The sequence below is a fragment of the Spirosoma sp. KNUC1025 genome, assembly GCF_045160025.1.
Taxonomy (GTDB): domain Bacteria; phylum Bacteroidota; class Bacteroidia; order Cytophagales; family Spirosomataceae; genus Spirosoma.
This window is the reverse complement of record NZ_CP087139.1, coordinates 2,351,380-2,365,814: the sequence shown is the minus strand read 5'-3', so window position 1 is coordinate 2,365,814 and position 14,435 is coordinate 2,351,380. Positions and strand designations below refer to the sequence as shown.

Here is a 14,435-nt window from a genome sequence, read left to right as displayed (position 1 = left end):
GTACACTTTATGCCTATTTTATCTTTTATGAAAAACGCCCGCCCTCCCAAATCCAAGCAGGTTATTGGCATGACGGATCTCGTTGATTTTCCGGATTTGAAATTGTGTGACGTGCAGGCTAAAGTCGATACAGGGGCGTATACATCGGCGCTGCATTGCAAAGACGTTCAGATAGTAAAGGCGGGGATGCGGAAAAAATTAAGTTTTTGGCTGGTCGACAAAACCGGAGAGCCCGCCCGTCAGTTTTATAGCGATCAGTTCAGTCAGCGCATGATACGCAATTCGTTCGGAATAGCCGAACTGCGCTACGTTATCAGAACCCGTATTGTCTTGTTTGGACGTACCATTCGGGCTGAGTTTACCCTGGCCGACCGCGAACAACTCAAGAATCCAGTACTGTTAGGCCGTAAACTCCTGCGTAATCGGTTCATCGTAGACGTCTCGCAAAAAAATCTATCCTATCAAGAAAAAGTCAATAGTCAGCAGTCAGGAGCCGCCTGTGAAAAAACGACTCGTCTTCATTGACTGCCATTGCCCTTACTATCGACCGACTGTTATCGACTAGCTACTTCTATGCGTATCGCCATTTTATCGGCTAATCCGAATCTATATTCTACCCAACGACTCCTCGAAGCCGCCATGCAGCGCGGCCATGAGGGACTTGTGGTAAATCACCTGAATTGCCAGGTCATGATTGAAGGCGGCAAACCCTCTTTGCTGTACGATGGGCAGGAACTTGATAATCTTGACGCCATTATCCCACGCATCGGCGCATCTGTGACCGATTATGGCTGCGCGGTCGTTCGGCAGTTTGAGATGATGAAAGTCTTTACAACGGCTAAATCGCAGGCTATCACACGATCCCGTAATAAGCTGCGTAGCTTACAGGTTCTTTCTAAGGCAGGCGTTGGCCTCCCCAAAACCATCTTTGCAAACCACCCCAAAAATGGCGACGTAATTCAGTTAATCAAGCTGGTGGGCGGCCCTCCGGTTGTGATCAAACTGCTGGAAGGAACGCAGGGCATTGGTGTGGTTTTAGCCGAAACGGCTAAAACCGCGAAGTCGACCATTGAAGCCTTTTATGGACTGAAAAAGAACGTATTGATTCAGGAGTTTGTAGCCGAAGCCAAAGGGTCCGATATCCGCGCCTTTGTTGTGGGTGGGCGTGTTGTGGGCGCCATTAGGCGGCAGGGCCTCGAAGGTGAATTTCGTTCCAATATTCACCGGGGGGGTAATGCTGTGGCCGTTCAGCTTACAGCCGATGAAGAACAGACAGCCATCGAAGCCGCCCGTGCGCTTGGCCTGAAAGTGGCGGGCGTTGATATGCTTCCTTCCGAACGAGGTCCGCTGGTGCTGGAAGTCAACTCATCGCCCGGTCTGGAAGGCATCGAAACGGCTACCGGAATCGATATTGCTACCGAAATCATTGTCTACATTGAAGATAAAATCCGCGCCGACGAAGGAGATATGGTGGGGGTTTAGATAATTTTGAATGATAGAATGATTGACTTGTTGAATGCGTCGAGCAAAAGGCAATATACTTTTTACCAGGAAGTTCATTTATCAAGTCAATCATTCTATCATTCACTCATTCAACATTACCAATGCCGGCCTTAGACCCTGATTTAAAAAAAGCTATTGTCCGCATGTCGGGCACAGAGAAAGACAAATTACTGTTACGTCTGATTGCCAAAGATGCGGTATTGACCGAACGGCTTCAGTTCGAGTTAGTCGAACACAGTGCCACACTCGACGAACGGCGCGAGCTGATCCGTCAGTTTATTCGCCGGACAGCTAATCTGAATCAGGATTCGGCGGGCTGGATCATGATGGATATGCGAACCGTAAGCGGGTACATCAGTCGCCATCTGAAAGTAACGAAGGATAAATACGGTGAGGTCGAGCTGATGCTTTATATGCTCAATACGTTCTACGAGCACAATGCGCACCTCTTACAGAAATACAACAGCCGGACCGACAAAGCCGCGGATTACATTGCCAAACGTACGGAGCAGGTTTTGAAAAAGGTGACGAAACTCGACCCCGATTATCACATTGAGTTTGCCGATGATATCAACAAACTATTGAGCTGGGTACATTATTCTGCTCCCGCCCACTACGCCCGCCAGCTGGGCCTACCCAAGGAATGGGATGCTTAAAAATGGCAAATCCGATACAATCTTAATGAGCGGGAGGCATTGACATAGACAGTGGTTACAAACATCACTCCGCAACGGTGGGTTATAACCAGACAACCCACTCTCCTACTCCATGAACCAAATGGTTTTAATTACGGGAGGTACCGGCTCCATCGGCCGTCGCCTTACCCAACTGCTTCTCCAACAGGGATTCGAGGTTTCCCTACTTAGCCGGTCCGAAAAAACGATACCCGACGTAACGGTTTACCAGTGGGACATAAAAAAGGAAATATTGACCCAAAAGCCATTGCTACAGCCGATTACATCGTTCACCTGGCGGGCGAAGGAATAGCCGATTCCCGCTGGACGGATGCACGTAAAGACGAAATCCTGTCTAGCCGAACACAATCGACGGAACTGCTGGCGCAAGCGCTAGCTAGCCGTAAGCATCACGTAAAAGCCTTTATCGGATCATCGGCCATTGGGTATTACGGTGGCGATACCGACGACCGCCCGCTAACCGAAACCAGCGCGGCCGGAACGGATTTTCTGGCACAGGTCGTACGCGCCTGGGAACGTGCTGAAGATCAAATTGCAGCCCTGGGAATACGTACCGTAAAGCTGCGAACGGGAGTTGTACTGACCATGACGGGAGGAGCTTTACCAAAGCTGGTTCAGCCCATCCGTCTGGGTGCAGGAGCGCCAATCGGTTCAGGGCAGCAGTACGTTTCCTGGATTCACCTCGACGATTTATGCCGCATGTATATTCAGGCAATGACTGATCCGTCGTGGCAAGGTACGTACAATGCAGTTGCTCCCACGCCTGTTACCAACGAAGCGCTAACCCAGGCCATTGCGAAGGTATTGCACCGACCAACGCTCCTGCCCAATATCCCGGCTTTTGCGATTAAACTGTTATACGGCGAAATGGCCATCGTCGTAACGGGCGGCAATTACGTACGCAACAAACGTATTGCCGACGAAACGACCTTTCAGTACGAATACCCGGATTTGACGAACGCGCTTGAAAACCTGCTGGTGTAAGCCACTACGCGTTTCTGACAAACAGCGACTGCACCATCGTCCGTAGGCGGCTATGTGCTACGTATGCCCAGATGAGCAGCATATACATCGAGAAATCCTGGTATGAAACCGGAAAGGCCATGTTGTTGATGTAATAGCGCGTCGACGTAAAATCGAGCGTTGGAGTAAAACCAAGCAGGTTTTCATAACCCAGTACCAACGTCAGACCGAGGGCGTAAAACAAATATTGAGGCTTACGAACTGCCCATAAAATACCTGCCAGCGCAGTGGCACCAAAGCCCAGATAATGCTTCCAGGTCAGCGACAGATCGGTTGTGGCAGCCACATAAATAGAATACCCCTGAACAGCAGAAAGAACGAGTAAGATCAGGCCATAGCCATAGAATTCTTTTAATTGAGTACGTTGCATAAATAAATACGTTACGGAATAAAACTTGTAAGAATTATAAAAATGCAATAAAACTACTATATAGATAGGCTAAAATACTACTATTTTTTCAGATTTCCTCCATTAAAAAATACAAAAAGTCCGTCTTTGCCAGCCACTACAATATCTTTTCGGCCTGTTTTGTGCAAATCAGCTATAGCAAAATAAATTCCTGTGCCTTTGCCAACCCCTGCAGGTCCATAAGAAATATCATGTTTGACAAACGTCTTTTGCGACGCATCCCAGGTAAAATAATAGAGACCAACAGGATCATATGCACCAGGATCGCCATCATTATGCGCGCGAAACCGTTTGCCAGTTATCAGATCAGGACGACCATCGCCGGTAATATCCATCCACTCCAGACAATGGTACTGCGAATTTTTATCGTCAATCAGGTGCTTTGTCCAGCCGGTTTTTCCGGCGGTATTGCCGGTCTGCTCATACCAGTGTAGGCCATAGCCATGCCCCTGTCCCACAATCAGATCATTTCGCTTATCCCCATTCACGTCGGTTACAATAATGGGTACGCTGGCCGTACCGAGAGCAAAATCCTTATGCAGTGTCCAGGGAACAGTTGTGCGGTCCTGTGGCGCTTCTAACCAGCCATCGCTAACGATTAAGTCGCCCCGACCATCGCCATTTACGTCACCAAAACCAAGTCCATGCCCTTGGGTAGGTGCTACTGTAATTGTTTTAAAGGTGCCGGGACTCACCAATTTAATAAATTTTAGCGGATGCCCCGGGTTGTTCGGGACAATTTCGAGCTTTCCGTCCCCATCAATATCCCAGGCGCGGGTCGTTTCTACGTTGCCAACTTTCCCAATTTCATGCAGGGGCCAGGTTGCCTTGCCATTCCCCGGATTTTCGACCCAACGTAACGTTTGATCGAACCAGCCGCCCGTAACAAAGTCCATCCGACCATCAGCATTGACATCCATCGGAATAGTTGAAAAATCATCGAAATACTGGTCTTTGCGAGGCTCGTTCCCTATCAGATGCCGACGCCGGAAATCAGGACCTTCGTACCAGAAATCGCCCGACACGATATCGAGCGTATCGTTTTTATCGACATCGAAAACGCCGACTGACTCATAGCTTTCGGCCGCAACAAAATAGCGATTGAAGCGCAGCGTAGGTTCAGGGGCCGTTAAACCAATGAAAAGGATTAGAACAGTCAGGCTACCAAATAGTCGAAACATAAGAGCAAGAGTTTAGGACTTAAAACTAGAATTTTACCCTGATTTAACTTTCTTATTCTTACATAGCGCCATCAAGTATTCGCCATTATTATTTGATCGGGGGATTTTCGGCCACCTGATCGCGTTTTACGGATACGCTAGTAACTCGGTATATTTTGATGGTATCTATTGGGAATCGGGAGTAAGCCCAAGCCGCTCCCCGCCCATAAAAGCAGTTGTAATAACTGGTCGACACAAACGTCAGCCAGTTGAAAGGCGAAGTCAGGTAATTGACGGGCTGAAGAATAACACCGTCAGGAACTCGCTGACTATCAATACCCAAAGGTTTTACCAGATAATCGCCCGGGCGGAATTGCATGGAATCAGCCTGCACTTCTCTGAACCCGTTTGCATGTGCGTACCATTGCCATCCCCAATGTCCTACGGTCCAGACGCGCTTTTGACCCGCTAACACATTAGCAGCTTCCCTGGCTTTTTGCCGATAAAAATCTGCAAATATCCAGTCCGAAACAGCCAGAATAATCGTGATCGAAGCCGCCAGAAAAACCGTTTGCAATGAATTGGTTTTGGATATGGTATCTAACCATCGCCCGCCTAAAAATAATACGGCTGGAATAATCAGTAATACGTGTCGGCTGGCAATAAAAGGGGCGAACAAAATAACGAATCCGCTGACAGCTGCTATCCACATAAAAAGTAGTACATCCGTACCATCAATTGATTTGCGGCTGGTAAAACTATTTCGCCAGATGCTGGCCACGATAAAGACAACGATAAGTAATCCATTCAGCAGAAAAACCGTCGATAATATATCGTTGGAATCCAGAATAAATATTCGGTTCTTGGCAGTACCAATCGTCAATCCAATGAACAGCAATGCAATGCCAGGCGCAAAAAAATTAATGATTTTAAACCTTGAAAAATAGGCGACAATAAACGCAATAGAAAAAGGGGAAATAGCCCCCAGACACGTTATAAAATCAATAATGTTTTTGGTAAACAACGCAATTGTCATTGGATTTCTCGGCCGGTTGATAATATGGACTGCCGAAAATTCAGCGTAATTCCACAACGACCAAAGTCCCAGTACGGCAAGTGGAATCAACACTACGTATAATAATCGGTACTGTTTGCGCCAAAGTAACGTTATAATCAGGACAACCAGCAGTGGAATATTTGTGTATTTGATGAGTAAACTCAAGCTCAATACAAGACTAGCCTTCCAATATCGACTCGTTTCAGGCGATACGTCTGGTTTGAGCAGGTAGTAAAGAAATAACAGATCAAAACACAAAAGTGGTACATCCACCATCAGGTTTTGATTGATTAAAAAAGCGGGGCAGAAGGCGAAAAGAGCCGTTAATAGCAAGCCTTTTTTCAGCTGTAATAGTTTCGTTATCTCATAAAAAACAAGTAAAGAAAATAGGGTAAATAAGGATTGAAAAAAATGAAGAACTAGTTCGTTTGTCCCAAATAAACTGCTAACAACCGCTACAAAATAGAAATACAATGGCGGTTGATTGGCCATGTACATCGGCTCCTTATTTTCATCCCAGTTAATTAAACCTGACATCGGGCGAAACGGATGTTGTTTAATCCAGTTTGCCGCTTCTAAATGAAACGTATCATCTATATGGTACGCTTTATTTATATTGATCAGAGTAGCCACAAAATAGAGCGCTCCAATTACTAGCCATTCATTACGCGATAAACTGATTAATTTAAATTTCACCATTTCTAAAAGGAAAAGATCTCAACAAACTGAAAGCATGGTTTAAGGCAAAACAACGTATCATCAGCCATAAACCTATTCAGGAGTATTTCATCAGAATGCACAAATTTAAAGCCATGACTTTGTTATTGATCGTCTACAAAAACACGTAATAATAACTTACGTACACTTTTTTATAAAAAATGCCTGAGAGACTATCTCAGGCATTTTTACGGATCACTCAGTTTATCAGGCATCATAGCTCAGCACTGGGGCGAGCCATCGCTCGATTTCTTCAACGGGCATATTTTTCCGGTGGGCGTAATCGAGAATCTGATCTTTGTTGATTTTTCCGACGGCAAAGTATTTTGATTCGGGGTGCGAGAAATAAAATCCGCTTACCGACGAGGCTGGATACATGGCGTAGCTTTCCGTGAGTTCGATACCAATTTTAGTAGCGTCCAGCAGGTCAAATAAGGTTCCTTTTTCGGTATGGTCGGGGCAGGCCGGATAGCCCGGTGCTGGCCGAATACCCTGATAATCTTCCTTGATTAATTGCTCATTCGTAAACGACTCGCTAGTCGCGTACGGCCAGAATTCAGTACGGACGCGCTCGTGCATACGTTCGGCAAAAGCTTCAGCCAAGCGGTCGGCAAGGGCTTTAACCATAATGCTGTTGTAATCGTCGTGGTCACGTTCGTACTTATCCAGTAGTACTTCAATGCCAATTCCGGCAGTTACCGCAAAGCCCCCGATATAATCCTCCCGCCCACTCTCAAGCGGAGCCACAAAGTCCGAAAGGCAGAAATTTGGCAAACCCGGCGCTTTCTGGTTCTGCTGACGAAGAAAATGCAGCACCGTTTTTGTATCATAGATCAGTTCGCCCGCCGGACTAACAGCCGTTTGTGACTCAGCGCGACTGATTTTATATTCAATGTGCCGGTGTGATCCATGCCGCTCACAGGGAATTTCACGGGATTGCTCCTCAAAATCATGCAGCAGTACGTCGTCGTCGGCTGAATTGGCCGGGTAAAACCCAACGACTGCTTTGGCCTGAAGAAGCTTACCGTCAATGATTTCTTTCAGGAGCTTGTTGGCATCCTCAAATAGCTGACGCGCTTCGTTACCCACAACGGCGTCCTCGAAAATAGCAGGATACTTACCGCTCAACTGCCACGTCTGGAAAAAGGGCGTCCAGTCGATGTATTTTGCCAGTTCTGCAATATCATAATCCTCAAAATAGCGATTACCCAGGAACGTCGGTTTGGTTGGCTCGAAATCTTTCCAGTCAATAGGGGTGCGATTCGCGCGCGCTTTATCAATGGTCAAACTGGCTTTCTCCTGCCGGCGACGGGAATGGTCTTCCCGTAGCTTAACGTATTCAGCCTTGATTTCGCGGAATATTTCTTCTTTTGTCCCTTCCGTATCGCTTACCAGCCGACCAGCCACGGGGACACTGCGGCTCGCATCCAGTACGTGAATAACCGGGCCGGAATAATGCGGGTCAATTTTAACGGCTGTATGCATCCTCGACGTAGTGGCTCCGCCAATCAGCAACGGCATGGTAAAACCCTGCCGTTCCATCTCTTTCGCGACACCCACCATTTCATCAAGCGAAGGCGTAATGAGGCCGCTCAGACCGATGATATCGACATTGTGTTTGCGGGCTTCATCCAGAATTTTCTGCGTCGGCACCATCACGCCAAGATCGATAATCTCGTAGTTGTTACAACCCAACACCACGCCAACGATATTTTTACCAATGTCATGAACGTCGCCTTTTACCGTAGCCAAAAGAATTTTTCCGGCCGTTGACGCTCCCCCCGATTTCTCCGCTTCGATAAATGGGGTTAGGTACGCAACCGCTTTTTTCATGACCCGTGCCGACTTAACTACTTGAGGCAGAAACATTTTCCCTGCACCAAAGAGATCGCCAACTACGTTCATGCCATCCATCAGCGGGCCTTCAATTACGTGCAGTGGCCGCTCGACCTGCTGCCGGATTTCTTCGACGTCCTGATCGATGTAATCGGTAATACCTTTCACGAGTGCATGCTTCAGCCGTTCGCGAACGGGTTCATTACGCCAGCTTTCGTCCTGTACGATGGCTTTGCCTTTCGCTTTTACGGTTTCGGCAAACTCAACCAGCCGTTCGGTGGCATCGTCCCGGCGGTTAAGCAGTACGTCTTCGCAGCGTTCCAGCAGCTCTTTGGGAATGTTGTCGTACACTTCCAGCTGCCCGGCATTTACGATCCCCATATCCATACCTGCGCGAATTGCATGGTACAGAAAAGCCGAGTGCATAGCTTCCCGGACGACATCATTGCCCCGGAAACTGAACGAAATATTCGATACGCCCCCGCTCACTTTGGCGAGAGGTAAATTTTGTTTGATCCAGCGGGTTGCGTTGATAAAATCAACGGCGTAATTATTATGCTCATCAATACCTGTGGCAACCGTCAGAATATTCGGGTCGAAAATGATATCCTGGGGAGCAAAATCAACTTTATCAACCAGAATCCGGTACGCCCGTTCGCAGATTTCGATACGTCGTTCGTACGAATCGGCCTGGCCGGTTTCGTCGAAAGCCATCACTACGGCAGCCGCACCGTACCGCTTCACCAGTTTGGCCCGTTCGATAAAGGCTTCTTCACCTTCCTTCAGCGAAATGGAGTTGACAATAGCTTTTCCCTGAACGCATTTGAGACCAGCTTCAATGACTTCCCATTTCGACGAATCGACCATGATGGGTACGCGGGCAATGTCGGGTTCCGATGCAATCAGGTTCAGAAAGGTAGTCATGGCCTCTACTGAATCGAGCATGCCTTCGTCCATGTTCACGTCGATCACCTGTGCACCGCCTTCCACCTGTCCACGGGCAATGCTTAGGGCTTCGTCGTAGTTACCTTCTTTTATCAGCCGGGCGAATTTCTTGGAACCTGTTACGTTCGTCCGCTCACCAACGTTTAAAAAATTGGTTTGCTCGGTCACTTTCAGGGGTTCCAGGCCGCTCAGTTTCTGATAGGGTTCAGGCTGTGGCACCGGCCGGGGCGGATATTTTGCAGCTGCCTGCGCTATGGCCCGGATGTGATCGGGCGTAGACCCACAACATCCTCCAACGATGTTAACGAAACTATCGCGGATGAAGCCTTCTACCTGCGCAGCCATCTCGTCGGGTGTCTGGTCGTACTCGCCAAACTCGTTAGGCAATCCCGCATTCGGGTAGGCCGACGTAAAGAACGGGGATTCTTTCGCCAGCGTCTGCACATACGGACGTAGCAGCTCAGCGCCCATGGCGCAGTTCAGACCGATACTTAGCAAGGGCAGGTGCGATACCGAATACAAAAACGCTTCGGTCGTCTGCCCCGAAAGCGTCCGGCCCGACGCATCGGTAATGGTACCCGACACCATGATCGGCACGGGTTCCTTTCCTTTGTCGGCAAAGTATTTGTCAATGGCAAACAGCGCAGCCTTGGCGTTGAGCGTATCTGTAATGGTTTCGACCAGCAGCAGATCGGCTCCCCCTTCAACCAGGCCACTTACCTGCGTGTAAAAGGCGTCGACCAACTGATCGAACGTAATGGCGCGGTATCCCGGATTATTCACATCGGGCGACATAGAGGCCAGCCGGTTGGTTGGCCCCATCGCCCCAGCAACAAACCGAGGCTTATCGGGCGTCTGACGGGTTACGTCATCGGCGACTTCCCTGGCTATTCGGGCTGATTCGTAGTTCAGTTCATAGACCAGATCTTCCATGTAATAATCAGCCATGGCAACGGTCGTACTGCTGAACGTATTGGTTTCGATGATATCCGACCCAGCGTCAAGATACTGACGGTGAATTTCCTGGATAACGGATGGCTTTGTGATCGACAACAAATCGTTGTTGCCTTTAATGTCGTGCGGAAAATCTTTAAATCGCTCTCCCCGGTAATCGGCATCGGTGAGGTTATACCGTTGAATCATCGTACCCATCGCTCCATCAAGGATGAGGATACGTTCGCGGAGAAGTTCGTATATCGTTTTCAAAGCCATTAACGTAAGGCGTAGTTGTTGGAATTAACAACCAGCGTGCTTAAAAAAATTCAAAAAAGCAAAGAGGGCTTATTGGCAAAAAGACAGGTAGCAGAAGATGCTAACTTATCTGCCCCGATTGGTAACCGGGCGGAAATTGGCACCATTTCCTCTAACAGGTTGGTTGCCAAGACATCATCGGGTCCTTTCCCTCCGTCTTTCTGGATAAGCTACAGCAAAAGTAAACAAAAAATAAGGCACACCGCATGTCGGTGTGCCCGAAATAAGTCAATTTTTACAATTTACCAGGTCTGCTCCAGGTCTTCTTTTGAATACAAATGGTTCCGTTCCGAATAAAACGACGCTTCCTTTGTCCGTTTTATGGCCAGCGGATTTTTGGAAGCCATGCGGTAAATCAGGGCTATCGGAAACAAAAACACGAAGAACAATATCGATAAAATGATTTTGCCATTGATGTTTCCCAACACCTCCGCCAGTTTAAACCAGGCTTTCACGATCAGGTCGCCAACAGCCGGAATCGCGAGGCTCAGCACGCCCACCGCAGTAGCTGCATACAACCACCAGGGAGATTTGAACACAAAATACAACACCAACAGGCCAGTCACGATGACCAGCTGCGCTTTTACTTTTTCGCTAACATCCATACGCTTAGAACAACGTGTAAATGAACGGCGCAACGGCAGAACCGCCACCGATAACAATCAGAACACCAATGAGTAACAGTAAAATAATCATTGGTGCGAGCCACCACTTCTTCCGTTGCTTCAGAAACTTGAAAATATCCTGCAGGAATTCCATTAGTACGTTAAATTTAAAATCTTAGTTGACCGAAGGCGCTTGCGCTACACCCGAGCCCGATTGCATCAGTTTAAATAAAGCCTCGCCTACCCGCTCATTCACTAGTGGGCTGGCATGACCATCATTACGTCCCACGACCCGGTCTTTCACGTCGATATCACCAATCAGCTTACCCACTTCCAGAACCGGAACATTATTCTTCTGAAAAAAATCGACGACGGGTTTTGTGTATTCAGCCGATTTTTTCAAATCGTGAACGAACGGAAACAGAACCACGTAGAGCCGGGCATTATTGGCTTTCGCGTACTCGACAAACTGGTTGAGATCGCTCAGGTGATCGTTGATAATGGCGGGTGTACCATACGCCGTACGTGCATAATTATCGAACGGGGCAAAATTACCGTGAGGGAACTGCCAATACAAGTAATTGAATAAGTACGACTTAATAAATAGCGACTGGAAAGCGCGGGGTATGTCGGAATAAGGCGTGAAAGAAGCTGGTACCAGACCATGATCGTGCGCCACTTTCTCAATATCGTTCGGAAAATATTGCAGGACAAGCACATCGGGCTTTACGCCAAACTTCGTCAGCCGTTTGAATTCATCGCGGCTATCGGAACCCGAAATACCCAGGTTATACGTAACGTATTGTTTATCACCTAATTTCGCGCCCAGTACGTTACCAAATCGTTCATCAGGCGATTTCAGTCCGTGACCGGCGGTAAATGAATCGCCAACCAGCAGCACTTTCTTCTTACCTAGTGTATCAGTTTTGGGCGTATCCCGATAATCACCCGTCATGGGGGGCCAGTACCGCTCGAACCAGATGTGCGACGCCATCGTTAGGCCACCTTCCTGGCTCTGCGCAATAAACATAAATCCAATTTCGAGCGCAACCAGCAGCAATACAATCGGCAGAAAGAGCGTGGCTATATTACCCGCCAGTTTCGATGGACTCGGGTTCTTGACAACGCCGTAATAATAAACCCGAAGGAGCTCGATAACGATCAGTAACAGCAGGCAGCCTTTGGCCAGCCGCACGTAAACATTGTCGAATAAGCCTTTGTGCGGATAATCGAAACTGACTCCGAAATGGTCACCATAAAAGACAATCAGGGCTAAAAACCCAAGGAACAGTAAGCGAATTAAGCTGGAAACAAGTTTTGACCCCATCAGGACAGATTGTTCGGCGAGTACGTTTGGTTAGTCTAAAACAAATTCTTCTTTCCAATTATCTTTCTCCTGCCAGGCGGGTTGCTGCCGCTTGTCGAACAGGAAATTACCGACCACTAAATAGTCCATCTCGGTACGCATAAAACACCGGTACGCATCGTCGGGCGTCGATACAATCGGTTCGCCCCGTACGTTAAAGCTGGTATTGACAATAACCCCGTAACCAGTCAGTTTCTTAAACGAATCAATCAGTTGATAATAGCGGGGATTGGTGTCTTTATGAACCGTCTGAATCCGGGCTGAATAATCAATGTGCGTAATAGACGGCAGATCAGAACGCTGATAATACAACTTTTCGCGAAGAGGGAAGCTGGCATAATCGGCCGGAACGGGCATACGGCGCTTTTCGGCTACCGGGTGAACCAGCAACATATACGGCGAAATACCGTCGTAATCGAAATATTCGGCACAATCTTCGGCCAGTACTGACGGAGCAAACGGCCGGAACGACTCACGGTATTTGATTTTCAGATTCAGCTTCTTCTGCATCTCGGCATTGCGCGGATCACCCAGAATGCTACGTCCACCTAAGGCTCGCGGACCAAACTCCATCCGCCCCTGCACCCAGCCGACTACGTTTCCTTCAGCCAGTAGTTTGGCTGTTTCGCTGCTTAATTCGTCGAAATTGGTGAATTGCTTCGCAACGGCTTTGTACTTTACCGCCATCAGCTCAACGTCCAGATCCGAGAAAGTCGGTCCCAGATAAGAACCCCGCATGGCATCGCGTTCGGTCGTTACTTCACGCTCTTTGCCAAAATAAATGTGGTAGGCAGCCAGAGCCGCGCCCAGTGCCCCACCGGCATCACCGGCGGCAGGCTGAATAAAGATATCATTGAAAATTCCGGCCGACTGAAGCTTACCGTTCGATACGCAGTTGAGCGCTACGCCCCCCGCCATCACGAGTGCATCGGCATTTGTCAGGCGTTTGGCCTCGCGACCCATGTTGAGCACTACTTCTTCCGTCAGCTGCTGAATGGCCAGACCCAGGTTGCAATGGTAATCTTTAAGCTCATCGTCGGGCTGGCGTTTAGGAAACCCAAACAGCTGTTCCCATTTGCCTTCATCGACCATTTTCAAACCCGTGGCGTAATCGAAATACTCCTGATTCAGCCAGATTGACCCATCGTCACGCAGATCGACCAGTTTGTCTTTTATAGTTTTTATATATCGCTCAATGTCAGGCGAATAGGGGTCACCATAGGGCGCCAGGCCCATCAACTTATATTCGCCTGAGTTGACCCGAAAACCCAAAAAATACGTAAAGGCAGAATACAGCAATCCAAGCGAGTGCGGAAACCGCATTTCTTTCAGGATTGAAATATTTTTGCCTTCGCCCAAGCAAATGGACGCCGTTGCCCATTCGCCCACACCATCAATCGTCAGGATAGCCGCCCGCTCAAAAGGCGACGGGTAGAAAGCACTGGCCGCATGCGACAGGTGGTGTTCAGGAAACAGCAGTTTCACTTTGCTGGCCGAGTTGTAACCAATTTTCTCCAGCTCTTCCCGGATGAGCCGCTTCAGAAACAGCTTTTCCTTCAGCCACACAGGAATCGACATCAGAAACGACCGAATTCCCTTCGGCGCAAAGGCGTAATACGTTTCCAGCAGCCGCTCAAATTTGAGCAAAGGCTTATCGTAAAAGACAATGGCATCTAACTTATTGATGTCTGTCCCACTGTACTGAAGGCAATACTTGATCGCTTGTGCGGGGAAACCGGGATCGTGTTTTTTACGAGTAAACCGCTCTTCCTGAGCAGCCGCAACAATACGACCATCTTCAATCAATGCAGCTGCCGAATCGTGATAAAAAGCAGAAATACCTAATATGGTCATGGAATGGGGTACTG

General features: G+C 48.2%; 11 protein-coding genes, 1 pseudogene and 1 riboswitch. Of the genes and pseudogenes, 4 read left to right on the top strand and 8 right to left on the bottom strand.

Going from position 1 to position 14,435, the window contains the following annotated elements; translation table 11 throughout:
• Positions 1-27: 27 nt before the first annotated feature.
• The 4 genes and pseudogenes from LN737_RS10275 to LN737_RS10260 all read left to right on the top strand — a co-directional run bounded on the left by LN737_RS10275 (position 28) and on the right by LN737_RS10260 (position 3,182).
• Complete coding sequence (locus LN737_RS10275) at positions 28-525, top strand: ATP-dependent zinc protease (RefSeq protein WP_405518535.1); 498 nt, start codon at positions 28-30, stop codon at positions 523-525.
• 48 nt (positions 526-573) lie between these two features.
• On the top strand, positions 574-1,482 hold the full coding sequence (gene rimK / locus LN737_RS10270; RefSeq protein WP_405518534.1) for a 30S ribosomal protein S6--L-glutamate ligase: 909 nt from the start codon (positions 574-576) through the stop codon (positions 1,480-1,482).
• Positions 1,483-1,604: 122 nt separating this feature from the next.
• Positions 1,605-2,159, top strand: a complete 555-nt coding sequence (locus LN737_RS10265; RefSeq protein ID WP_405518532.1) for a hypothetical protein — start codon at positions 1,605-1,607, stop codon at positions 2,157-2,159.
• A gap of 112 nt (positions 2,160-2,271) precedes the next feature.
• Positions 2,272-3,182 (top strand): annotated as a pseudogene (locus tag LN737_RS10260) (TIGR01777 family oxidoreductase).
• Positions 3,183-3,186: 4 nt separating this feature from the next.
• Here LN737_RS10260 and LN737_RS10255 read toward each other — a convergent pair.
• The 8 genes from LN737_RS10255 to LN737_RS10220 all read right to left on the bottom strand — a co-directional run bounded on the left by LN737_RS10255 (position 3,187) and on the right by LN737_RS10220 (position 14,421).
• Positions 3,187-3,591 carry a hypothetical protein gene (locus tag LN737_RS10255; protein ID WP_405518530.1) on the bottom strand — a complete coding sequence of 135 codons (405 nt, stop codon included), beginning with the start codon at positions 3,589-3,591 and terminating at the stop codon, positions 3,187-3,189.
• Between the two features lie 80 nt (positions 3,592-3,671).
• A complete protein-coding gene (locus tag LN737_RS10250; RefSeq protein WP_405518528.1) occupies positions 3,672-4,811 on the bottom strand; it encodes a VCBS repeat-containing protein in 1,140 nt (379 codons plus the stop codon).
• 88 nt (positions 4,812-4,899) lie between these two features.
• The gene (locus LN737_RS10245; protein ID WP_405518526.1) at positions 4,900-6,384 is read right to left on the bottom strand and encodes a glycosyltransferase family 39 protein; all 1,485 of its coding nucleotides are present in this window, start codon (positions 6,382-6,384) and stop codon (positions 4,900-4,902) included.
• 387 nt (positions 6,385-6,771) lie between these two features.
• Positions 6,772-10,551 (bottom strand): methionine synthase, encoded by a 3,780-nt coding sequence (gene metH, locus LN737_RS10240; RefSeq protein WP_405518524.1) that lies wholly within the window; start codon positions 10,549-10,551, stop codon positions 6,772-6,774.
• A gap of 108 nt (positions 10,552-10,659) precedes the next feature.
• A riboswitch (SAM riboswitch) is annotated at positions 10,660-10,768 on the bottom strand.
• A 70-nt stretch (positions 10,769-10,838) separates the two neighbouring features.
• The gene (locus LN737_RS10235) at positions 10,839-11,201 is read right to left on the bottom strand and encodes an SxtJ family membrane protein (protein WP_405518522.1); all 363 of its coding nucleotides are present in this window, start codon (positions 11,199-11,201) and stop codon (positions 10,839-10,841) included.
• Between the two features lie 4 nt (positions 11,202-11,205).
• Complete coding sequence (locus LN737_RS10230; protein ID WP_191038769.1) at positions 11,206-11,355, bottom strand: DUF5989 family protein; 150 nt, start codon at positions 11,353-11,355, stop codon at positions 11,206-11,208.
• A gap of 21 nt (positions 11,356-11,376) precedes the next feature.
• Positions 11,377-12,528: an SGNH/GDSL hydrolase family protein gene (locus tag LN737_RS10225; RefSeq protein ID WP_405518520.1), complete on the bottom strand. Its 1,152-nt coding sequence runs from the start codon at positions 12,526-12,528 to the stop codon at positions 11,377-11,379.
• 30 nt (positions 12,529-12,558) lie between these two features.
• A complete protein-coding gene (locus tag LN737_RS10220) occupies positions 12,559-14,421 on the bottom strand; it encodes a carbamoyltransferase (protein ID WP_405518518.1) in 1,863 nt (620 codons plus the stop codon).
• Between the last annotated feature and the right edge of the window lie 14 nt (positions 14,422-14,435).